The sequence below is a fragment of the Candidatus Polarisedimenticolaceae bacterium genome, from assembly GCA_036376135.1.
Lineage (GTDB): Bacteria > Acidobacteriota > Polarisedimenticolia > Polarisedimenticolales > DASRJG01 > DASVAW01.
On sequence record DASVAW010000119.1, the window covers coordinates 14,450 to 36,617 of the forward strand.

The following is a 22,168-nucleotide window of genomic DNA, read 5'->3' on the forward strand; positions in this document are numbered from 1 at the left end:
TTCTACACCCCGAGGGCCTTCACCAGACGCGGGATCAGGAGCCATCGGAGCTCCCCGGCGCCCCCCAGCAGATCGCTCCACTTCTCGAGGTCGAGGTCGAGGCAGGCGACGCTTCCGGTCGGGAACCGCAGCCGCGCCTTCCCGCCGAGGATCGTCGCGGCCGCCTCGGCGATCCCGGGGCTGTGCGCGACGATCAGCGCGACCTCGGCCTTGGCGGCGATCCCCCGCGCCGCCTCGAGCCAGGCGGACCCGGGAGCGTCGTAGAGCGAGTCCTCCCAGTGGATCGAACCCGCGAAGCCGCACCCCTTCGCGACGCGCTCCGCGGTCTCCTTCGCGCGCCGCGCGGGCGACGCGAGGATCCGATCGGGAACGACGCCGGCCGCGGCGAGGGCGCGCCCGATTCGTGGGGCGTCCTCGAGCCCGCGCGAGGTCAGGGGGCGCTCGAAGTCCTCGAGGCCGGCCTCGCCCCAGTCGGACTTCGCGTGGCGCATGAGGAGGAGGGTCTTCACGGGGGAATCGTACACGCTGTCGCGACGGTCGGAGCGGCCGGTCATCGAGGCGGCTCACCATCTTCGACACGTTCCGACTACTTGACGGTGATCGCGATCTCCTCAGACTCCCACACGCCGGACTCACGCCAGACCGTTGTCACTTCGGAGTCAACCGCTCGCAGGTACCCCTGGCGCACCGGGCAGAGATAGGTCACATGCAGCCTGTATCGTCCTCGGGACGGGAAGAGATCCTTCGCCGGGCCTGTCAGGTTCACGCCGAGTGACAAACCCCCCTCCAAGTGGACCAGCGAATGCGGGTCATCACGTTTCGGGGGCCGCACCTGGGCGTCTAGAAGAAACGGCGACTGAACTGGCGCCCCACTCTCGTCGACGATGTGCAACACCAGGCCAGCCGAAAGACCAAAGCCGACCTGCCCAAACACTCTGAGCGGGTAGATTGAGTCGTTACGAAGCAGCACGAGGAGCGCCACGTCACCGTCGTAAGACACCTCTACCTCGCTGGCGCTCAGGATGACGCGCAACTCGGGCCGACTCGGTCCTTCGTCCTTTGATACTGGCGCGCCCCACGACGGGCTCGATAGGCGGGCGAGAATACAAACCACCACGAGTCCGCACATGAACACCCGGTGCATTCCGAGGGCGTTTGGCTTGTCCATCGGATCATTCCTTTCGCGAGCGTCACTCCGGAGTGACTTGTGAGGGCGTCGACTCGAGGGCCTCCGCTCGGGTGAGCATGCAGACGAGACCGGTGCAAGACAGGCGAGGATGACGGCAGCCCTGCGACCCGAGTCGTCCCTCATGGTTCTCTCCAACCGCGCGGCGTTCGGTTCGGCAAGTCTATACTCCTCGCGCCATGCACGTCCTCCACGCGGACGCTCCCTTCCGGAACTCGGTCACGCAGGCCGTCCGCGAGCTCGAAAAGACAACCGCCGCCGAGGTCGTCGTCGTCCTCGCCGTGCGCTCGGGGTCGTACCGCGACGTCGCGTATGCCACCGGTGCCGCCGTCGCGTGGGCGACGCTGCTCTTCTTCATCTTCAGTCCGGCCACGTACTCGCCGCTCTGGGTCCCCGTCGAGATGGCAGCGCTCTTCGCCGCCGCGGCGTGGCTCGTCCATCGAACCCCCGCGCTCGCGCGCCTGCTGACGTCGACGAAGCGCCGCGAGGCCCAGGTCGCCCAGGCGGCCCAGGCGGCGTTCGTCGAGGAACGCGTCGATCGCACCCGCGAGCGCACGGGAATCCTCGTCTACGTCTCCCTACTCGAACGGCGCATCGAGATCCTCCCCGACGCGGGGATCGACGGACGCGTCGCACCCGGAACGTGGAGCCCCGTCGACGTCCGCACGGGCGACGACGTCCTGCGCGAGCTGAAGCGGATCGGCGAGGTCCTCGCGCAGAAGGTCCCGCCGACCGGTGCCAACCCCGACGAGCTCCCCGACGCCCCACGGATCCGCGGATGAGACGGCGCTGGCCGCTCCTGCTCCTCGCGATTCTCGCGGCGAGCGAAGCGCTCGCTCGTCTGGGCGGCGGCGAGGGGTACTCGGGCGGCGGATCCTCGGGCGGAGGAGGGGGCGGTGGCGACGACGGCTTCGCGGTCTACGCGATCGTGCGTCTGCTGCTCTGGCTCGTCTTCCGGCACCCGCTGATCGGGATCCCCCTCGTGATCCTCGCGATCGTCGTCTTCGTGAAGATGAAGGCGGCGGGGAACTTCCAGGTCGCCTACGAGCCGGTCGTCCTGCGCACGGCCCCGCCGTCGCGCCCCGCCCCGGCGCAGCTGGACACGCTCCGTCAGGCCGACAGGAACTTCTCCGAGCCGGTCTTCCTCGACTTCGCGCAGCTCGTGTATGTCCGTGCGCAGGGAGCGCGACCGGGGAGCCGTGCCGAGATCGCCCAGCCGTGGATCGCCGAGGAGGCGCTGCCGATCCTCTTCGCGCGCCCCGAGGGGCTCGAGCAGGTCCGGGACGTCATCTTCGGGAAGACGGCGCCGTCCGGCTATCGGAGAGAGGAGGGGTTCGACCTCCTCGACGTGGACTTCGAGACGAATCTCACCGAGGTCCGCCAGGGACACGAACGCCAGCTCCTGCTCAAGGACCGCTGGACGTTCCGCCGGAAAGCGGGCGCGCTCTCCCCCGTCCCCGAACGGATGCGCGCTCTCGGCTGCGCCGGGTGCGGCTCGACCCTCGAGCCCAAGCCCGACGGCTCGTGCCCTAGCTGCGGCGCACCGCGCACGCGAGGCCTCCTGCAGTGGGAGGTCGCCAAGATCCTCCCCCTGGATCGACGGACGGTCGAGCCCCCGTCGCTCATGCTCGGGGGCGGCGTCGAGCCGGGGACGAACCTCCCGACGCGCTTCGACCCACGCCTGGGCGCGATGCGTCGCGACTTCGAGTCGCGCCATCCCGAGTTCTCGTGGGAGGTCTTCGACGCGCGCGCCCGCGAGACGTTCCTTCGGCTGCAGGACGCGTGGTCGAAGGGAAGCTGGGAGCTCGCCCGGCCGTACGAAACCGACGCGTTGTTCCAGTCGCACCGATTCTGGGTCGAGCGGTACAAGCGGTTCGGCCTCGTGAATCACCTCGAGGGGACGACGATCTCGCGCGTGGACGTCGCAAAGGTCGGCTTCGACGCCTTCTACGAGTCGATCACGGTGCGGATCTTCGCGACGATGCGCGACTGGACCGAGGACGCGTCGGGGAAGGTCGTCGGCGGGAGCAAGACGCTGCCGCGCACGTTTTCCGAGTACTGGACGTTCCTGCGCGCGGTCGGCGCGACCCGCAAGGTGCCGGGCGGTGCCGAGAGCTGCCCCTCGTGCGGCGCGCCGCTCGACAGGATCAACATGGCCGGCGTCTGCGAGTACTGCGGCTCGAAGCTCACGACCGGGGAGTTCGACTGGGTCGTGTCGCGGATCGAGCAGGACGACGCGTACGGGGGTTAATTAGGGACAGGCACCAACTCCTTCGCCGGCTCAGCGTCCGTCGGCCTGCGCGAGCGCCCGTTCCAGCAGCTCCGACAGGTCCATGCGTTCCGCTGCGGCGACGAGGTACGGCCGATCGATGTGCTCACCGGTGACCCTCAGGACCGACAACACGTCCCCCCATTGGCGGTCCGACGATTCGTTCCCGAGCCGATACCAACGCAGTTTCTGGAGGACGATGTCCTCAGGCTGATAGACGAACAGAAAGCGATCGGGATCGACCGCGACGCGAACCTTCCGTCGCCGCCGCATCTGCTCTTGGTCCACGGCGTGATCGCGGAGCACGAACAGGTCGACCTTCATCCCGGACTCGAGGTGGATCAGGTTCGCGCTCGATCGTTCGCGGACCGCGCGAACCAGAGCTTCGCGGTCGACATAGAAGCCTTCCCCTAGCAGCCACACCAGCGCTTCGATCTTCCCCTCGTCGAGCCGGACGACCATGTCGACGTCCATCGTCGATCGCGGGACCCCGCTCAGCGAGGCAGCGACCGATCCGCCGACGAGGTACTCGACCCCCGCTCCTTCCAGGATCGCGCTGATGCGCAAGGCGACCTCGATCGGATCGGGGCTCATCACGGCGCGTCGAGGTGCGATCCGACCTCGGGGTAAGCGCGGCGGGCGAGGTCACCTCCGAGCCGCAGCACGGCCAGCCGCAGGAACACCTCGCGGTCCGAAGCGTTCGGGAATCGATGGCGAATTCCGGCGGCGGCGAACGTGTCGACCATTTGGCAGATCCCGGTCAACAACTCGGCCCGTTCCTCCGTCGACTTCCGGCGGATCAACTCGATCTGGATCCGCGCCGCCTCCGGCGAAGTGTCGAGATCGAGCCCGTGCCGGATGTCCTTCATGGTGCCGTCAGTTTCGCACGGGTCCGTGGGGTTCGGCTCATCCCCTCCCGCCCAGCCTCACCCTCAACCCAGCCCGAAGCGCCGCGATCGGATAGAGCGTCCCGCGCCAGACGATGCCGCCGCGTTTCCAGCAGAAATAGGCCGACCGGATCAGGGTCCACGCGATCACGAGGAAGCCCAGCGGGCCGAGGAGCAGCGGCACGATCTTGCGCCCGGTCCGCTGCTTGAGGACGAGCCCCGCCGCGAGCATCACGAGCACGACGGCGATGCCGATCGCGCGGACGGGCCAGTACGGTTGCGCGAGCGCGACGACAGGCCCCGGCAGCACCACCGCGATGAACGCGAGAAACGCGAACAATCGCGGGTACTGGTACATCGCGTACGCCCCGAAGGCGTTCTTCTCCAGGCCGCGGACCATCTGCCGGAGCGAGGCGTACCACTCGACCTCGACCTCCCCGAGGCCGATGGTGAATCCCCCCTTCGCTCCCGCGCGCTGCAGCATCAGCCCGAGGCCGACGTCGTCGAGGACCTCCATCTTCAACCACTCGAATCCGGGAGTGCGGTCGAACGCCGAGCGCCGCACGAGGTTGAACGCCCCGACGCCCACGTACGCGTCGGAGCCCTCGCGCCCCACGTCCACCGCGCGCGTGCCGACCATGAACCCGGTCGCGAAGGCGTTGTAGGCGACCTCCTGCCAGAAGTTCCGCGCGACGAGCTCCGGAGCGACGACGAAGTGGTCGAGGTTGCGCTCGACGACGTGGGCGACGGCCTTTCTCAACGCGCCCTGCTTGAAGTGGACGTCGGCGTCGGTGAAGAGGAGAAACTCCCCCGTCGCCTTCAGCGTCCCGCGATGGACCGCGTGGACCTTCCCGAGCCAGTGCGCCGGGAGCTCGGCCACGTGGATCGGCAGGATCCGCGCGTCGCGTGCGGCGAGGGCGTCCACGACGCGGCCGGTGCCGTCGGTCGATCGATCGTTCACGAGGACGATCTCGAGGTCGGGGTAGTCCTGCGCGAGCAGGCTCGAGAGGGCCGACTCGAGGTGCTCCTCCTCGTTGCACGCCGCGATCACGACGGACAGGCGCGGGTACCGCGCGGGCTCGGGCGGCGCGAGGTCCTTGAACCGCACGAAGCGCAGCGCGGTGTAGAGGCCGAAGATCGACACGCCGAGCCACAACAGGCCCGTGACGCCGCCCCAGATCGCGAACGCCGTCACGCGAGCTCGGGCTGCGCCGCGACGACCTCGATCAGCCCCCTGCAGAACGCCGGGAGGTCGTCGGGCTTGCGGCTCGACACCGACCAGCGGTCGACGACGACCGGGGCGTCGATCCAGAGGGCCCCGGCGTTCACGAGGTCGTCCTTGATCCCCGGTGAGCCCGTCACGCGAACGTCGCGATACACCCCGGCGCTGATCGGTATCCAACCTCCATGGCAGATCGCGGCGACGCAGCGGTTCGAGCCGGCGAGGGCGCGCACGATCGCCAGCACGGCCGGGTCGCGTCGGAGCTTGTCCGGCATCCAACCGCCCGGACAGATCACCGCGTCGAAATCCGCCGCATCGAGGGAGCCGACGGCGGCATCGGCGACGCAGGGATATCCGTGTTTCCCCGAGTATCGTCGGCCGGCCTCGGGACCGGCGACGACGACCGCCCCCCCGGCCTCCTGGACGCGGAGCTTTGGATACCAGAGCTCCAGATCCTCGTATTCGTCCCCGACCAGGACCAGAACCCGTCGCCCGCGCAGGTCCGCCATGACGCCTCCGTAAGCCGTCAGATTCTAAACGATTGAAGACAGACAACTTAGAAGTCTGAAACGAACACGAATCCAAGTTTCGGCAGCGCTCGTATTAATTGTCCAGGACGAGTGCCAAGTAAAACTGGACAAAATGTTGACAGACGATCACCTCCGGGTAGGATTGGCCTCACGCCTCGGAAGGAGTTCGCCATGGCGAGTTGGGAAATGCGTTCCGAATCGATCTACCCCCGGATCGAGGACGACGAGGACTACGGCGGTTTCCTGCCGGAGCCCGAGGAGCGCAAGCGCGAGCCGCGGTCGGCGGACGACCCGAGCCCGCAGACGTTGCTGCCGCTCTACCTCCGCGAGATGGGGGCGACCCCGCTCATCGACGACAAGATGGAGGTGCGCCTCGCGAGCCAGTTGAAGGAGGCTCGCCTCGCCCTCGCGAAACTCGCGATCCGGCTCCCCGCGTCGTGCCGCGACTACATCCTCGAAGGGGACGCGAAGGGCCCCCGCGCCGGCGCGACGTGGCCGATCGACCGCGTCGAGGTCTTCTGCACGCGGCTGCAGCGGTACGCGGCGGAGTTCCCCGAGCCGCGGGTCGTGAAGATCGCCAAGGACGCGAAGACCCACAAGGCCCGCCTCGACGAGGCGCGCCGCGCGATGATCCTCGCGAACCTGCGCCTGGTGGTGCACATCGCGAAGAAGTACCTGAACCACGGCCTCCCGTTCATGGATCTGATCCAGGAAGGGAACATCGGGCTCATGCGCGCCGTGGAGAAGTTCGAGCACGAGCGCGGAAACAAGTTCTCGACGTACGCGTTCTGGTGGATCAAGCAGGGGGTCGAGCGGGCGATCGCCGACAAGGCGAAGGTGATCCGGATCCCCGTCCACGTGAACGAGAAGATGAAGAAGGTGCGCCGGACCTCGCGCGAGATGGCGGAGACCCTCGGGAGGAAGCCGACGCCGGAGGAGATCGCGAAGGTCCTCGACCTTCCGGTCTCGGTGATCGACGAGGTCCTCGCGGTCGTTCAGGACCCGCAGCCCCTCGAGGATCGCGGCCCCGACGACCGCGGCTACGACCTCTCGAAGACGGTCCCGGACACGAGCCTGCGCTCGCCGATGGAGCTCACGGGCGAGCGCGAGCTCCGTGCGAAGGTGGAGGCGTCGCTCCGCGCGCTCGCCCCGCGCGAGGAGGAGATCCTCCGCCTGCGCTTCGGCATCGGCCGCGAGCAGGCGCTCACCCTCGAGGAGATCGGCCGCGTGCTCAAGCTGTCCCGCGAGCGGGTGCGCCAGATCGAGGCGGTCGCGCTCGGCAAGATCCAGAGCTCGACCGTCTGCAAGGACCTCAAGGAACTCTACGAAGCGTGAGCAGCGCCGCCTCGGGGGCGACCCCGAGGCGGAGCGGAATCCCTGAGACGCCCAGTCCACGGCTGACCACGAGCGTGGCGCCGCCGTGGAGGTAGAGCCCTTCGTCGAGCCGGTAGCGGCTCATCCTGACGAGCACCGGCAAGCCGGGGAAACGCACCTGCCCGCCGTGGGTGTGCCCGCTGAGAACGGCGGAAGCGCCCGCGGTCGAGGCCTCGAAGAAGGCGTCCGGGTTGTGCGACACGACGACGATCGGCGCCCGCGCATCGAGCGCACGGGCTGCGGCCAGCGTGTGGGCGAGCCTGGGTTTTCCGATGTTCCAGTCGTCGATCCCGGCGAGCAGCAGCGTTCCGTCGCCGCGGCGCACGACCGCCGCCTCGTTGTGGAGCGTGTGCACTCCGCAGGTTCTCAGGAAGGCCAGCACGCGCTCGGGCCGTCCGGTGTAGTGGTCGTGGTTTCCGAGGACGGCGAACGCGCCGAGCGGACCCTTCAGGCGTCGCAGCGCGGACGCGTGGGGCTCGATCTCGTCGATTCGGGTGGTGGCGAGATCGCCCCCGTGGACGACGACGTCCGGCGCGAGGGTGAGCAGCCGATCGAACGCCTCGGCGAGATCGTCGGGCGCGAGGAACGGCCCCGCGTGGACGTCGGAGACGAAGAGCACCCGCGCGCCGTCGAGGTCCGGGTGCAGGGCGCGCAACGGGAGGTCGGCCTCCTCCACCGAGAGCGCGCGGGAGAGGATCGCCCCGTAGGGGCGCGTCATCCCGGGCACGCGGGGGAAGACCCAGCGGCTCAACGCGTAGCTCGCGCGCCGTTCGAGCGAGCGGAACCAGCCGCCGACCGGATCCAGGAAGCGACGCGGCCGCGGGCGAGCCGGAAGCGCGGGCGGGAAGGCGACGTGACGCGGCGGGGACATCGATCGGCGACGCATTCGCCCCAATGTGGACGCCACGCGCCATAATCGCCAGCGTGGAAACACGGGTTCTGCCGCCGACGCCCGAGACGATCGCGCAAGCCGCAGCCGCACTGCGGCATGGGGATCTCGTCGGGATCCCGACCGAGACCGTCTACGGCCTCGCGGGGAACGCCCTCGACGCGCACGCCCTCGCGTCGATCTTCGCCGCGAAGGAGCGCCCTTCGTTCGACCCGCTCATCGTCCACATCGGCGGCGCGATCGACGCGACGGGGCTCGTGGACCTCTCGGCGTTCGGCGCGTGCGCCCGCGACCGCCTTCGCGCGCTCGTCGACGCGTTCTGGCCGGGGCCGCTGACCCTGGTCCTGCCGAAGACCCCGATGGTCCCCGACCTCGCCACGAGCGGCCTGGCGACGATCGCCCTTCGGGCGCCTTCGCATCCGGTGGCGCGCGCCCTGATCGCCGCGGCCGGCGTTCCGCTCGCCGCGCCGAGCGCGAACCGATTCGGCCGGATCAGCCCGACGACCGCCTCCGACGTCGTCCAGGAGTTGTGGGGACGGGTCTCGATGGTGATCGACGGGGGGCCCTGCGCCGTCGGCGTCGAGTCCACCGTCGTCGCGATCGATCCGGAGGGAGGGCTTCGGCTGCTGCGGCCGGGCGGGATCTCTCGGGAGTCGCTCATCGCGGTCACCGGCGCACCCGTCGCCGTCGTGCCGCGCGTGGTGGGCCCGGGCGCCCCCGCGCGCTCCCCGGGGATGCTCGAAAGCCACTATGCGCCCGTGAAACCCCTGCACCTGCTCCCGCGCGCGATCCTCGCGTTGAACGACGTGGAACGTCGCGAGCTGCTCCCCGCCGGCGCCGGAATCCTCGCCGCGTCGGGGGATGCCGAGGCGATCGCCGCCGCCTGCGCCGGGCCGCCCACGATTCTCCGCGTGCTCAGTCCCTCCGGCGACGCGGAGGAGGCGGCACGGAACCTCTTTGCGGCGTTGCGCGCCCTCGACGCTTCCGAGGCGACGACCCTCGTCACCGAGCCGTGGCCCGGCGAGGAGGGGCTCGGCTACGCGATCGCCGACCGCCTGCGCCGCGCCACCGCCGTCAAATAGGGACAGCAACCTATTCGCTAAATAGGGACAGTCCCTCTTTTCCAGCTCCGCGACGTGTGTCTTCGGAGCTGGAAAAGAGGGACTGTCCCTATTTAGCGAATAGGTTGCTGTCCCTATTTGTTGAGGACGTCCATGCCCTGGCGGAAGACGACGTCGGTGGGGACGTCCGAGGCGTTCACGGCGTCGAGCGTGGCCTTGAGCGAGCCGGTCGGCTGCGCGCCCTTCGGGAGGAACGCGAGCGATCCTTCGTAGTCGCCGTCCCCCTGCAGCCTGAGGATCTTCTCGGCGAGGCGGTCGACCGCCGCGCCCATCTTCTCGAAGTCGACGCGGTAGGCCCCGTCGGCGCCGCGCGTGAACGCCCCTTCCTTCTCGAGGAACTCGAATTGCGCGAGGTTCGCGCGCCCGTGCGCGCTCGACGCGCCGAAACGGACGGAGCGGAACAACCCCGCGACGAAGGTGACGTAGTTGTCCGCGAGCTCCCCGCCCTGCAGCTCGCCCATCTCGCGCAACTTCTTGACCATGTAGAGGCCGAGGACGTCCGCTTTCCCCTCCTCGAGGGCGCCGTACTGTTCCTTGAGCACCTCGCGGACGAACCCCGAGCCCCCCACCGTCTGTTTGATTCCGAGGCCGTGCGCGACCTCGTGGAACATCACGTTCGAGAAGAACGCGTCGAAGGTGACGTGCTTGCGCTGGTCGGCGACGATCACCCGCTCGGAGATCGGGACGAGGATCTTCTCGAACTTCGCCTGCATGGCGTTCTTGAGCTGCAGCCGGCGCGTCCCCTTCTTGAGCTGGACTTCCTCGTCGTTCGGGAGGTTGATGGCGATCGTCTTCGACCCGGCGTTGCAGTCCCCCGCGTAGAAGACCGCATCGTAGGCGTTCAGGTCGGACTCGGTGCCGGGCGTCTCCTTCTTGTAGTCGTCGGGGACGGGAAGGCCGCGCTGCAGGGCGGGGAGCAGCTGCGCATAACGCTCGAGCTTGCGACTCCACGCCCGGTCCTTGACGAGGACGTACCCCTCGTGCGCCGCGCGGATCCCGTAAAGCTGATCCTCGTACGTCTCGATCGGCCCGATCACGACGTCGACGACGTTGTTCTTCATCTCCATCCACGCGAAGTCGGACGGACGGTAGTCGTCGGTGAGCAGGGCCCTGGCCCGCAGCTCGAGGTACCGCTTCAGGCCGGGATCGTCGGCGAGCTTGGCGGCCTCGAGCAGGAGCGACGAGGCGCGGGCGACCTGCGGCGCGTACGCCTCGCGGTAAGGCACGGTGACGAGCTTTCCGGCGGGATCCCGGCGCACGACGGTGTACAGGCTCTTGAGCGCGGCTCCGCCGTCGGGGGCCGCCTTCACCGCCTCCTGGAACTGGGCGTCGGTCATGTCCGTCGGATAGAACCCCGCACCCGCGGGTTTCGCGCCCACGCCCTCGAGGAACGGCTTGTTGGCGTCGAGGCGGTCCCACGGGCCGTAGTTGATCTCGACGTACCGACGGAGTTCCGGGTCGGAGATCGACGCGAGCAGCGGCTGCCGGTCGCCGTACGCCTGCAGCCAGAAGATCGCGTCCATCTCCCGGCAGGCTTCGATCAGCAGCGGGAGCATCCGCCGCTCGTTGTCGGTCAACGCGCCGAGGTCGGTCGTCAGCGTGACCTCGGCGTAGGAAGCACGTCGGGGCGTCACCTTCTCTCCTCCAGCGGGAGCCGCGGGCTCGGGTTCCGGCGCCCCCGCGCATCCCGCGAGGACCAGCATCAACGTCAAGGACACGATCGTACGCATCGTCACCTCAGACCCACTCCCGCGCGGGGAGGAACTTCTCGGAGAGCTCCGCTTCGGGGGAACCGGGCTCCGGAGCCCAGTCGTAACGCCACATCACGAGCGGCGGCAGCGACATCAGGATCGACTCGGTCCGCCCTCCGGTCTGGAGCCCGAACAACGTGCCGCGGTCGTAGACGAGGTTGAACTCGACGTACCGCCCGCGGCGATACAGCTGGAAGTCGCGCTCGCGATCCCCCCACGGGGTCTCGCGCCGGCGACGCACGATCGGGAGGTACGCGGCGAGGTAGGTGTCGCCGACGGCGCGCGCGAAGGCGAAGCAGCGGTCGAAACCCCAGTCGTTGAGGTCGTCGAAGAACAACCCGCCGACCCCGCGCGCCTCATTGCGGTGCCTCAGGAAGAAGTATGCGTCGCACCACCGCTTGAATCGCGGGTGCACCTCGTCGCCGAACGGCGCGCACGCCTCCTTGGCGGCCCGGTGCCACGCCTTCACGTCCTCCTCGAAGGGGTAATACGGGGTCAGGTCGAAGCCGCCGCCGAACCACCAGACCGGATCGCTCCCCGGCTTTTCCGCAACGAGGAAACGGACGTTGCAGTGCGAGGTCGGGACGTAGGGGTTGCGGGGGTGCACGACGACCGAAACGCCCATCGCCTCGAACGACCGGCCGGCGAGCTCGGCGCGCTGCTCGGTCGCCGACGAAGGGAGCCGCGCGCCGCGGACGTGGGAGAACCCCACGCCGGCCTGCTCGAAGACGAATCCCCCCCGGAGGACCCGGGTCCGGCCCCCGCCCCCTTCGGCGCGCCGCCAGGTGTCCTCGCGAAAGCGGCCCGATCCGTCCTCGTCCTCGAACGCGGCGCAAAGTCGCTCCTGGAGCTCCCGGAGCCAGTCGAGGACGGCGGTGCGATCCATGCCGCCGGGCATTCTAGACGCCCCCCCGAGGGGAACTCTCGCGGTATAAGGGCGCCATGATGAGATTCCGCCGCTTGCTGGTGTGGACGGGGCTCGCCGTCGTCTCGCTTTCGGCCTGGGGCGGCCCCTCCCCGCTCGAGTCCACGCCGATCCATCGCCTGCCTCCGGTGGACGTCGCGACGCTGCTGGCGGAGGACGCCGCGCGGTCGGGGAAGGACGTGCCGCCGCGCGCGGGATTCCCGATGAAGACCGACCTCGAGCCGACCCGCGCCGCCAAGCTCGAGATTCTCGAGAACGGCGAGCGCCTCTGGCGGTTCCGGGTCCGCTCGGACGGCGCGATGTGGCTCGTCCTGGGGTTCGGGACCTTCCGGCTCCAGCCGGGGGCCCGACTGACCGTCCACGATCCGGGACTCCGCACGATCCACGGCCCGTACGACGCGTCGGACCAGCGGTCTCACGGACAGCTTTGGGTGCCTCCGGTTCCGGGGGACACCGCCGTGGTCGAGGTCCGGTGGCCGCACCCGCCCAAGGACGCGATCCAGCCGAACCTCCACCTGGGCACGGTCCTCCACGGCTATCGCAGCGTGTTCGGCATCGGCGACCCGACCGACCCGATCGAGCCCGACTCGGGGGCCTGCAACGTCGACCCGAACTGCCCCCTCGGCGCGAACTGGCAGGACGAGAAACGCGGCGTCGTGAACCTCCTCGACTCCGGCGGCGGGTACTGCAGCGGCTCCCTCATCACCAACACCGCCCGCGACTGTCGGAACTACGTGCTCACCGCGAACCACTGTCTGTCGAGCCAGAGCTCCGCCGCCGGGACGATCTTCCAGTTCAACTACGAGCGCCCGCAATGCGGCTCCGGGGTCGCGCCGACGAACCAGCAGGTCTCCGGCGCGTTCCTGCGGGCGACCTATTCCGCGAGCGACATGACCCTCCTCGAGATCGACGAGGAGATTCCCGAGGCGTACGGCGCGTACTACAACGGCTGGTCGCGCTCGACGACCGCGCCGACCGAGTCGTGGTGCATCCACCACCCGAACAACGACGAGAAGGCGATCACCTACAACGACGATCCCCTGATCGACGGCCAGAACTGGGGACCCGACCACTGGCGCATCTCCCAGTGGGAGCAGGGCACGACCGAGCCCGGCTCCTCCGGCTCGCCTCTGTTCGACCAGAGCTCCCGGATCGTCGGGCAGCTGCACGGCGGTACCGCGTCGTGCAGCAGCCTCACCTACGACGAGTTCGGCAAGCTCGACGTCTCGTGGAACGGCGGCGGCACGGCGGCCTCGCGACTGCGCGACTGGCTCGACCCCGCCGGCACCGGCGTCGTGGCCGAGGACGGGATCGACGCCGCCGCGTGCCGCATCCCGCAGCCCAAGCTCGGCTACCAGTCACACGTCGTCGACGACGCCCAGGGGAACGGGAACGGCGTCGTCGAGCCCGGCGAAACCGTCGTCCTCCAGGTCACCGCGGAGAACTCGGGCACCCTCGGGGCCTCCGCGGTCGCGGGGACCCTCACGACGACGCAGGCCCTCGTCGCGGTCGACGACGGATCGTCCTCGTGGCCCGACATCCCGTCCTCCCAGTCGCGCCCGTCGAACGCCCCGCACTTCACGCTCCGGCTCGACCCGTCCTTCTCCTGCGGCGACTCGATTCCGCTGAAGCTCGACTTCACCGCGACCGAGACGCCGGGGGCCTGGACCTCGTCGTTCTCGATCCCCACCGGGACCGCCTCCGTCGCGACGACCTTCCAGGACGCCATGGAGTCCGGGGTCAACGGATGGACGAACCAGACCGTCTCCGGGACGATCGCCTGGACCCAGACGACCGCCGACGCAACGAGCCCCACGCACTCCTGGTTCGTGGCCGACCCGACGACCGCCCAGGAGGCGCGCCTGCTCATGCCCTCGCTCGCGGCGCTTCCCGCGAACTCGGTCCTCCGCTTCAAGCACCGCTACAACACGGAGGCCAACTACGACGGCGGCGTGCTCGAGTACACGACCAACGGCGGCACGAACTGGATCGACGCGGCCCCGCTGCTCACGAGCAACGGCTACGTGGCGACGTTGAACTCGGGATCCGCCCTCGCGGGACGTTCCGCCTGGGCCGGCGACTCGGGGGGATGGCTCGAGGTGCACGCCGACCTCGATTCCCTCGCGGGTCAGAACGTGCAGTTCCGCTGGCGGTTCGCGGCCGACGCGAGCATCGGGGACGAAGGATGGTATGTGGACGACGTCGTGATCTCCTCGACGTCCTACGGCTGCGCCCCCGCGCTCGTGCGTCCCGGGGAGGCGCAGGCCTTCACGATGGCGAAGGAAGCGGGATCGTTCCGCCTCGACTGGGCCGCACCGGCTTCCGGCGGCTCCCCGGCGTCGTACGGGCTCTACCGCACGACGTTGGGCGCGCCCGTCTCGGCGCAGTGCGAAGCCGACCTCGGGAACGCGACGACCGCCCTGCTCGCGACCCTCACCGACGACCGCGGCTTCCTCGTGGTCGCGCGCAACGCCGCCGGCGAAGGCTCCTACGGGTCCGACTCCGCCGGCGTCGAGCGGTCACCGGCATCGGCCCCCTGTCCCTGACCCCTTCGTCGCGGCGCGTCAGGGAATGGGCTCGATCGAGATCGACCCGCCGGAGGTCTCGACGCGGAGGACCTGGCCGCCCTTCCCGAAGGTGCCGCTCAGGTGGGAGCGCGACTTGGTCGTCGTCGAGGTGAGCTCGAGCTCGCTCGAGACGCCTCCGCCCGACGCTTCGGCGTCGATCCGCAGGTCGATCGTCGGGTCGAGTGCGACGCGGATGGAGCCGCCGGAAGTCTCCAGGCGCCCGCCGCGGTTGTTCCCCTTCGCGAACGTCGCCGAGATCGAGCCCCCCGAGGTGTCCGCGTCGACGAGCCCCGCGATGGCGTCGAGCGAGATCGAGCCGCCGGACGTGTCGGCCTTGATGTCGCCGGTCACTCCCGCGATCCGGATGGAGCCCCCCGAGGTGTCGGCGAGGACGGAACCGTCGAGGCCGGAGACCTTGATGGAGCCGCCGGCGGTGTCGAGCCGCGCGTTCCCGCGGACCTTCTCGACGAGGATCGCCCCGCCGGAGGTATCGACCGCCACGGCGCCCTCGAGGTCGCGGACGGAGACCGAGCCGCCGCCGGTGTCGACCTCCACGTCGGCCTTGGAGGGAACCTCGACGACGAACTTCGGAGCGCGCTCCGAGTTGAACCAGCCTCCGAACCAGGACGACTTGCCGTCGCTTCCCTTGCGCCTAGCGATCAGGCGCGCTTCGCCCTGGAGCTCTTGAATCTCGAAGGTCCACTGCTCCGCCAGATCGTCCGAGGTGGCGGTGATCACCACGCGGACGCCGTCGCGGGCGACGCCTTGGACCTCGACGCTGCCGGCCTGCGAATCGAGAAAGAACTTCCCGCCGGGGGCGAGCTTCAGGGTCTTCTCGATCCGCGAGTCGGCATGGACGACGGTGGCGGCCGTGACGGCCGCGGCGACGAGGACGAACGTGCGGAAGACGGAACGCATGGGAAACCTCCTCGCCCGGGTCTACGCAGGCCCGCGCGCCGGGGTTCCCGCGCTTCCGCCTGCCGCTACACTTCGCGCATGCAGCACACGCTCCGACTGCTCGTGATCGACCCTTCGATCGTGTGGCCCGAGGATGCGGGCGTCGCCGAGATCGTCGCGGACTGGCCCGGAACCCACCGGGTGATCCGCCCCGCGCTCGAGCCGGCGACCGCGCTGCGGCCCGGCGATCCCTACGACGCCGACGCGGTGGTCGTCATGGGGTCGCGGGCTTCCGTCCACGACCCCCACCCGTGGCTGGCGGACCTCGGAGCCTGGCTCGACCCGCTGATCTCGGGGGCGTTGCGCCGGCCGTTGCTCGGCATCTGCTTCGGTCATCAACTCGTCGCGGCTCGGGCGGGCGCCCCCGTCGGGCGGCTGCACGAGGACGGTGCCGAGGAGCGGGGGGTCCAGACCACGCGATTTTCGGGAAGCCGGCTCGCCCCGGACGGGCCGATGCGGATCGTGGCGAGTCACGGCGAGGTGGTGCGGTCGCGGCCGCGGGGGTTCCGCGTGACCGCATCGCGCGAGCGTGTGGCGATCGACGCGCTCGAGCACGACACGCTCCCGGTCTTCTCGGTGCAGTTCCATCCGGAGGCGCGCGCGGAATTCCTGGCCAGGCGCGGTATGCCGCCGGGGCCGCAGGACGAGCTCGCGTTCGAGGAGCAGGCGCGATTCCTCGCCGCCTTCCGCCGCGCGGCGATCGCGGAGAAGCGAACCTAGGCGCGGGCCTGCGCGAGCTCCGCGAGCAGATGTCGCACGGCCAGAAGGTCGTCGTCGCTTCTGGGGTAGAACAGCCCGCCGCAGGTCGCGCCGGGCTCGAACTCCGGCGTGATGTGGAGGATCACCATCTCCCCGCGGATGGGCGAACCTCCGATCTGCACCTCGACCTCGCGGAGCAGGTCGCCGGCCTCGAGGGTGGGAAGGCCAGGCACCACCAGGAACGACAGGCCCGAGCCGCTGATGTCGCGCACCTTCGACTCGAACAACGCGCCGTCTTCGTCGGGAAACCGGAACCGGAAGCGGGCCGCCTCCTCGGCGTCGAACCGGAAGCGGTCGTTGCGGCGGCGTTCGTCGTGCCTCTGGCTCATCGTCCCCTCGCCGGCGCCGGCCTGCGGTAAGGGGGGCCGGCGCCGAGAGGGAATATAGGGCCCGGCGCCCCGGGGGGCACGGCACCGGGCCCAGGAGGCCTGATTCAGTTCGACGCGCGGACGTCGCCGGCGCTCTGGAGGGTCAGCCGGCCGCCCGTGGTCACGACCTGGGCGTTCGCGTCGAGGCGGGGAACCCGAAGGTCGCCCGAGGGGGTGCGGAGGTCGAGCGCGGAGCCGGCGGGGACGCGAATCTCGTAGCGGACGCGGATCCCCTCGCGCCAGGCCTGCGAGTCGTTCTTGCGGGCGGTGAACTTGGTGAGCCCGGGCTTGACGTCGGTGCGGACGTTGAGAAGCTGGGCGATGTCGTCCCGGTCGGAGCTGATCGTGACGGACGCGGCCGCGTCACCGGTGGCGACCACGGTGACGGAGCCGGCGTCGGTCTCGAGCAGGAACTTGCCGCCCGGGGTGATGGTCATTTCCTTCTCGATCTTGCCGCCGGCGAGGGCGGGAAGGGCGGCGAGAGCGAGAGCGGCGATCGACAGCGTGCGGAACGTGATCTTCATCGTGGCCTCCTCGGATGTCCTCGGGGCGTCGCCCCGTCGTTTCGAATTCCCCGGTTGCGATCTCGAGTCACTCTCTCGATCGCGCCTGTACTACGCGTGAACGCTCCGGGGGGTTCCTTCCGGAAGGCTGGGTCGGATCACCTTTTACGATTCTTTACATCGCGAATACGCGCTTTTTTCGAGGCGACGGAACCGCTCGCGGGGTCGGCGCGACCACTCGCCGCGCATCGCGGCCGCCGGCCCGCGCGCGGCGACCGCTCACGTCGGAGCGGTGCGCCGCACGCGGCCGGCGGCACGATCGCGCCGGTGAGCGGTGACTACTCGAGGGCGCCCTCGACTCCGCAGGCGTTCACCGCGCTCACGCGGTAGTAGAACGACTCGGGAGCCGACGCGGCGCCGGGGTGCACGAAGGTGCGCGTCTGGGTGGTTCCGATGCGAACCGCCTCCTCGAGCGCCGGACCGCCGAGCCGGTAGACCACGAACCGGGTCCCCGCGACCGGATCCGCCGTCCAATCGAGAACGACGTCGCTGCCGACGCGCGAGACGAGAATCGTGCCGACGGTCGAGGGGGAGGCGCATCCGCCGCAGCCCTGGTTGCGGTCGACGATGCGGAAGTCGTCGATCGCCGCCTCCACGAGCGAGCCGCCGACACCCCCGTCGCGGGCGGTGAATCGGAAGCGCATGAGCGCCGATGGCGTCGACACGCCCGCGAGCGGAAGGTCGGGGACGACCCACGCGAGAGGCGTCCCCGCGCCGACCTGCTCCAGACGGACCCACGACGCGCCGTCGTTGTTGGAGACGTCGACGTCGAACGGATCCTCCCCGGGATTGCCGCCCCGATCGTTGGTGAACCAGCGCGCGTAACGGACGACGGGATCGACCGCCCCGGTCAGGTCGTAGCGCGACGAAAGCAGCGTCGTGGTGCCCGTGTCGACGTCGAAGTCGCCGTCGCCCGCCCCGGCGGCAAGCCCCGTGACCCAGGCGTTCACACCGGGATCGGCGGTCGTGTCGTCCCCCGGCTGCGCTCCCGTCGGCGCGGGATCGCCCCACTCCCAGCGCCCGGTGACGGCATCGTTCGGGGCGCTCGCCGTCCAGCCGGCGGGGCCGCCCTCGAACGCCTCCGAGATCAGGGGTTTGTCGAGCACGCGAGCGCCGCCCGTGAATCGCACGAGGTTGGCGTCTTCGTTCCCGAGGCCGTCGCGCGCGCGGACGACGTAGGTGTAGCTGGCCCCGGGGGCCAGCGCCGCATCGGTGAACGTCGTGGCGAACGTGGACGCCACGCGCGTCGCGGGCGAGGGAACGAACCCCGGGTCGGTCGAACGGTAGACCTCGTACGACACCGGGACCGAGCAGGTCTCGCTCGCCGCCGACCAGGTCAGCACCGTCTCCCCGCACGCGGTGCCGCTCGAGACGCCGCTCAACCCCGCGAACCCGGGGGGCACGAGGTCGGGGGCCGAGGGCGCGACGACCGTGCGGCGGACGAGGTTGGCGTCCTCCCCGGAGCGGGAGTCGTCCGCGCGGACGAGGTAGTGGTACGAGGCTCCGGGAGCGAGAAGGGAGTCCTGGAAGGTGGTGCCCGCGAGTCCCGTCGCGATGCGGTTCGCGGCCGACGGGACGAACGCGGGATCGGTGGACCGATAGACGTTGTAGCGAATCGCGGCGTTCTGGCAGTTCGTGGAGGCGGCGCTCCAGGACAACGCCACCTCGGCGCACGACGCACCGGGGGTCGCGGAAGCGAGGCCCGCGAACGTCGGCGCCGTGTAGCACGCGGGGGTCGCGTCGCACGTCGGCCGCTCGATCCGCACCTCGTCCACGGCCGCTTCGATCAGGTTCCCGGTTGCCGTGCCGTCGGCGACCTGGAAACGGATCCGGAACTGGGAGGTGAGGGCGACGAAGTCCTCGATGCGGAACTCGCGGCGCGTCCACGCCGTCGCCGACTGGTTCGTGTCGAGGTTCTCGACCGTGACCCAGCTCGAACCGCCGTTGGACGAAACCTCGACGCGGAAGAAGTCGCCGCTGTCCTCGCCGAGGTCGCGGTTCGCGAACCAGCGCCAGAAGCTCAGTCGGGCCCCGGTCCGGCCGGTGAGGTCGATCACGGGGGAGAGCAAGGTCGTCACGCCGCCGTCGACGTCGTCGGTCCCTTCGCCCCCGGCGTTGGGCGCCGTGAACCAGCAGAACGTGCCGTCCTCGGAGACGTCGTCCCCGGGCTGCCACGCGGTCGGGTCGGGATCGCCGAGCGTCCATCCCCCGGCGGTGGCCGTGGAGCTCGCGGCGTCGCGCGTCCACCCCGAGGCGACCTCGAAGGCGTCGCGGCGGATCGTCTCGCGCGTTCCCATCACCACCTCGAGGTAGGACGTCTCGGGAACGCACCCGCTCCCGTCGGTCGGATCGAGCCGGAACCGCACGGCGTCGCCGCACGCGACCTGGGCCGACGCGGTCGAGAAACGGAGGATCCCGGTGTTGTCGGCGGCGGCCCCCGGCTCCAGCGACGGCCAGAAGTCGGTCGCGTTGAGCACCGTCACTCCCGGAGTGACGGGGACGAGCGTGGCCGAGGGGTTCCCCGAGGGGATCTCGCCGAAGTTCCCGAACGCGACCCGAAGGTCGACTTCCTCCCCCGGATCGGGGAAACCGGAACGATTGCCGCGAGGAAGGTCGTCCGCGACCGCCGAAACGGCGGTCAGGATCGGCTGCGGGGTGAGACGCGCCGGCGTCCTGAGGTTGATCGGCGACTCGCACCCGGACGACGTCACGGCCATCACGACGTAGCCGTAGTCGGTCCCGGGGGCGACATGGACGTCGGTGTACGCGGTCGTGGGGGCGTTCACGGTCGCGACGGGGAAGAACGGTGCGTTCTCGAGGATCTCGTTGCGCAGGACCTCGTAGCGCACGGCGCCGGCGACCGGCGCCCACGACAGGGCGATGGTGCTGCACGACGGCGTCGCGGTGAGCGCCGGCTGCGCCGGGCGCGCGCACGGGGTCGAGGCGGGACGCTGCGTCCCCGCGATCTCGTGGGCGTTGAAAGCCTGGTAGATCTCGGTCGCGTTCGGCGTCCCGTTCACGAGATTGCCGTCGTCGTCGTCCGCCTGGAGGTACGCGTCGTAGACGGGGGAGGGCCCGCTGGGCAGATACGAGCTCGCGTTGGGGAGCGACGTGAAGAAGATCCGCTCCGAGGTCCGCCATCCCGTGTGATAACCGTGCTTGGCGACGAGCGCCTGGGAGAGGTCCCACGTGGTCTGCCCGTAGATTTCCCCTTCGCAGTGGACCTGGAATCCCTGCGCGCCGGTTCCCGCGCCGCACTTGGTGCCGACGTTCGTGCGGGTCATGAGCCCCTTGGACGACTTCGTCTTGTCGAGCTCGCGCACGGGGGAGCCGTTCGTGCGGAACCACGGCCCGATCGCCGAGGTCTGCGTCATGTGAACGGCCACCGCGTCGGCGGTCGCCTCGCCGGTGGCGCCGTCGCCGCCGAGGGTGTTTCCGTCGAGGCCGTGCCCCCACTCGTGCTGCATGACGTCGGAGATCTCGCCGGTGTTGTTGCACCCTCCTCCCGAGCGATAGAAGTTCGCGCTCCCGTCCCAGAAGGCGTTGCACGTGGAGAGGATGTTCACGTTGGTGACGATCGTCGTGTCGAGCCAGCCGAGCGACGGGAGCCACTTCTTCCCGAGACGTCGGACCTGGTTCAGGTGGAAAAACGCGTTGCGGTCCGCCCGCGTCGAGAATCCGTTCCCGACGGCGTCCGCGCCCCCCAGACCGAAGTCCAGCCGCCCCGTTCCGACCGACGACGCGACGAGGGGAGACGCCGGGTTCGTGCAGCCGTCGACGCAGTTCACGTCGAACCACCGCCCGCCGAGCGCCGAGGAGGCGCTCCCGCCGGCGTAGGTGAACGACCCGGCGGCGTCGGCGACGACCGCCGCCGGCGCCTGGACACTCGTGAAGGGGAACGGGACCCGGATCTCCTGGTCCACGACCGTGCGCGGGTAGACGCCGCCGGTCACCCGGCCGTACTGGTTCACGTCGCGGAAGGCGACGACCTCGCCGGTGCGGGCGTCGACGCGACCCTGCCACGTCTCGACGCGCCCAGGAACCTTGTATTCGACGATCCAGACGAGACGATGGGCGATCCCTTCCCGGCCGTCGTCCTCGAGCTGGATCACGAGCGCGGGCTGTCCGCGGAACCGCGCGACCTCCTCGTCCCCCGACCAGCGGGCGAGGATGCGTCGCGCCGCCTCCCCCTCGATCGCGGGGCGGGTCGACACCGCGCTGTCGCCGACGAACGGAGCGCCGAACTGGGTGATGTTCCCCGAGTTGATCCGGACGAACGCGTACGCCCCCTCGACGGGGACGCCGTCGATCGACCATCGGTACTGGAGAGTGTGCAGGCGTCCGTCGGCGCTGGACACGCTCGCCTTCGGGTCGAGCTCGAGCCGACCCCGAACGGGGCCGACGAGCGCGGCGTTCTCGAGCAGGAAGGACTCGACGAGGGGAGCCAGGGTCTCGATCCCCACCTCCCCATCGCGCAGCGGCAGGCCCGCGAGCGCGCGAGCGTCGAGGGTGTTCCCCCGCCCCGGCACGATCGGGATCCCGCGTCCCTGGACCATCACCATCCGTCCGGTCCGGCGGTCGCGCACGAACTCCCGTTCGCCCTCGCTCGACGACTCGGTCGACGTCACCGGCGGGCGAAGGGGCCGGATCCGCGGATCCTGCGCCCCGTGATCGTGTGGATCGGTGACGGCGTACGCGGCGGAGGCCCCGACCGCGAGGCAGACGATTCCCAGGACTCGGCGCATCCATACCCCCAGCTGCTCGGAAACGGCCCCGGCGGGCCGGAGATGTGATACGAGG

At 70.0% G+C, this 22,168-nt stretch carries 19 protein-coding genes; 6 read left to right on the forward strand and 13 right to left on the reverse strand.

All coding sequences use genetic code 11. The annotated features are described in order from the left end of the window. Positions 1-2 precede the first annotated feature (2 nt). Entirely contained in the window at positions 3-509 is a 507-nt protein-coding gene (locus VF139_12000) for a histidine phosphatase family protein (protein HEX6852113.1), read from the reverse strand. A gap of 77 nt (positions 510-586) precedes the next feature. Continuing rightward, positions 587-1,033 (reverse strand): hypothetical protein, encoded by a 447-nt coding sequence (locus VF139_12005; GenBank protein HEX6852114.1) that lies wholly within the window; start codon positions 1,031-1,033, stop codon positions 587-589. Positions 1,034-1,365: 332 nt separating this feature from the next. Between VF139_12005 and VF139_12010 the strand changes: the two genes are divergently transcribed. Together VF139_12010 and VF139_12015 are read left to right on the forward strand one after the other, a co-directional pair. After that, entirely contained in the window at positions 1,366-1,968 is a 603-nt protein-coding gene (locus VF139_12010) for a hypothetical protein (protein ID HEX6852115.1), read from the forward strand. After that, positions 1,965-3,437, forward strand: a complete 1,473-nt coding sequence (locus VF139_12015) for a TIM44-like domain-containing protein (protein HEX6852116.1) — start codon at positions 1,965-1,967, stop codon at positions 3,435-3,437. Before VF139_12010 ends, VF139_12015 begins: the two co-directional genes overlap by 4 nt. Before the next feature lie 30 nt (positions 3,438-3,467). Here VF139_12015 and VF139_12020 read toward each other — a convergent pair whose 3' ends face one another. Genes VF139_12020 through VF139_12035 form a run of 4 tightly spaced genes read right to left on the reverse strand, consistent with a single transcriptional unit; the run spans position 3,468 to position 6,073 of the window. Continuing rightward, positions 3,468-4,049 carry a hypothetical protein gene (locus VF139_12020; GenBank protein ID HEX6852117.1) on the reverse strand — a complete coding sequence of 194 codons (582 nt, stop codon included), beginning with the start codon at positions 4,047-4,049 and terminating at the stop codon, positions 3,468-3,470. Then, positions 4,049-4,324, reverse strand: a complete 276-nt coding sequence (locus VF139_12025; protein ID HEX6852118.1) for a hypothetical protein — start codon at positions 4,322-4,324, stop codon at positions 4,049-4,051. Before VF139_12025 ends, VF139_12020 begins: the two co-directional genes overlap by 1 nt. A gap of 37 nt (positions 4,325-4,361) precedes the next feature. Next, positions 4,362-5,537: a glycosyltransferase family 2 protein gene (locus tag VF139_12030; GenBank protein ID HEX6852119.1), complete on the reverse strand. Its 1,176-nt coding sequence runs from the start codon at positions 5,535-5,537 to the stop codon at positions 4,362-4,364. Continuing rightward, positions 5,534-6,073, reverse strand: a complete 540-nt coding sequence (locus VF139_12035) for a type 1 glutamine amidotransferase domain-containing protein (protein ID HEX6852120.1) — start codon at positions 6,071-6,073, stop codon at positions 5,534-5,536. Before VF139_12035 ends, VF139_12030 begins: the two co-directional genes overlap by 4 nt. Before the next feature lie 192 nt (positions 6,074-6,265). Between VF139_12035 and VF139_12040 the strand changes: the two genes are divergently transcribed. Further along, positions 6,266-7,429, forward strand: a complete 1,164-nt coding sequence (locus VF139_12040) for a sigma-70 family RNA polymerase sigma factor (protein HEX6852121.1) — start codon at positions 6,266-6,268, stop codon at positions 7,427-7,429. On the opposite strand, the gene VF139_12045 is transcribed toward VF139_12040, so the two are convergent. After that, positions 7,407-8,354 (reverse strand): metallophosphoesterase, encoded by a 948-nt coding sequence (locus tag VF139_12045; protein ID HEX6852122.1) that lies wholly within the window; start codon positions 8,352-8,354, stop codon positions 7,407-7,409. The genes VF139_12040 and VF139_12045 overlap by 23 nt on opposite strands. A 38-nt stretch (positions 8,355-8,392) precedes the next feature. Here VF139_12045 and VF139_12050 point away from each other — a divergent pair, with 38 nt between their 5' ends. Beyond that, complete coding sequence (locus tag VF139_12050) at positions 8,393-9,439, forward strand: L-threonylcarbamoyladenylate synthase (protein HEX6852123.1); 1,047 nt, start codon at positions 8,393-8,395, stop codon at positions 9,437-9,439. Between the two features lie 113 nt (positions 9,440-9,552). Here VF139_12050 and VF139_12055 read toward each other — a convergent pair whose 3' ends face one another. Both VF139_12055 and hemF read right to left on the reverse strand, forming a co-directional pair. Beyond that, positions 9,553-11,112: a hypothetical protein gene (locus VF139_12055; GenBank protein HEX6852124.1), complete on the reverse strand. Its 1,560-nt coding sequence runs from the start codon at positions 11,110-11,112 to the stop codon at positions 9,553-9,555. Positions 11,113-11,215: 103 nt separating this feature from the next. Continuing rightward, positions 11,216-12,115: an oxygen-dependent coproporphyrinogen oxidase gene (hemF, locus tag VF139_12060; GenBank protein HEX6852125.1), complete on the reverse strand. Its 900-nt coding sequence runs from the start codon at positions 12,113-12,115 to the stop codon at positions 11,216-11,218. 59 nt (positions 12,116-12,174) lie between these two features. Here hemF and VF139_12065 point away from each other — a divergent pair, with 59 nt between their 5' ends. Further along, positions 12,175-14,700 carry a trypsin-like peptidase domain-containing protein gene (locus VF139_12065; protein HEX6852126.1) on the forward strand — a complete coding sequence of 842 codons (2,526 nt, stop codon included), beginning with the start codon at positions 12,175-12,177 and terminating at the stop codon, positions 14,698-14,700. Between the two features lie 18 nt (positions 14,701-14,718). On the opposite strand, the gene VF139_12070 is transcribed toward VF139_12065, so the two are convergent. Then, positions 14,719-15,639, reverse strand: coding sequence for a DUF4097 family beta strand repeat-containing protein (locus tag VF139_12070; protein ID HEX6852127.1), 921 nt, complete (start codon positions 15,637-15,639; stop codon positions 14,719-14,721). A 78-nt stretch (positions 15,640-15,717) separates the two neighbouring features. Between VF139_12070 and VF139_12075 the strand changes: the two genes are divergently transcribed. After that, on the forward strand, positions 15,718-16,398 hold the full coding sequence (locus tag VF139_12075; protein HEX6852128.1) for a gamma-glutamyl-gamma-aminobutyrate hydrolase family protein: 681 nt from the start codon (positions 15,718-15,720) through the stop codon (positions 16,396-16,398). Here VF139_12075 and VF139_12080 read toward each other — a convergent pair. The 3 genes from VF139_12080 to VF139_12090 all read right to left on the reverse strand — a co-directional run bounded on the left by VF139_12080 (position 16,395) and on the right by VF139_12090 (position 22,113). Next, positions 16,395-16,766 (reverse strand): hypothetical protein, encoded by a 372-nt coding sequence (locus VF139_12080; protein ID HEX6852129.1) that lies wholly within the window; start codon positions 16,764-16,766, stop codon positions 16,395-16,397. The two genes, VF139_12075 and VF139_12080, sit on opposite strands and share 4 nt — an antisense overlap. 104 nt (positions 16,767-16,870) lie before the next feature. Continuing rightward, positions 16,871-17,329: a hypothetical protein gene (locus VF139_12085; GenBank protein ID HEX6852130.1), complete on the reverse strand. Its 459-nt coding sequence runs from the start codon at positions 17,327-17,329 to the stop codon at positions 16,871-16,873. A 317-nt stretch (positions 17,330-17,646) separates the two neighbouring features. After that, positions 17,647-22,113 carry a M36 family metallopeptidase gene (locus VF139_12090; GenBank protein ID HEX6852131.1) on the reverse strand — a complete coding sequence of 1,489 codons (4,467 nt, stop codon included), beginning with the start codon at positions 22,111-22,113 and terminating at the stop codon, positions 17,647-17,649. Positions 22,114-22,168 lie beyond the last annotated feature (55 nt).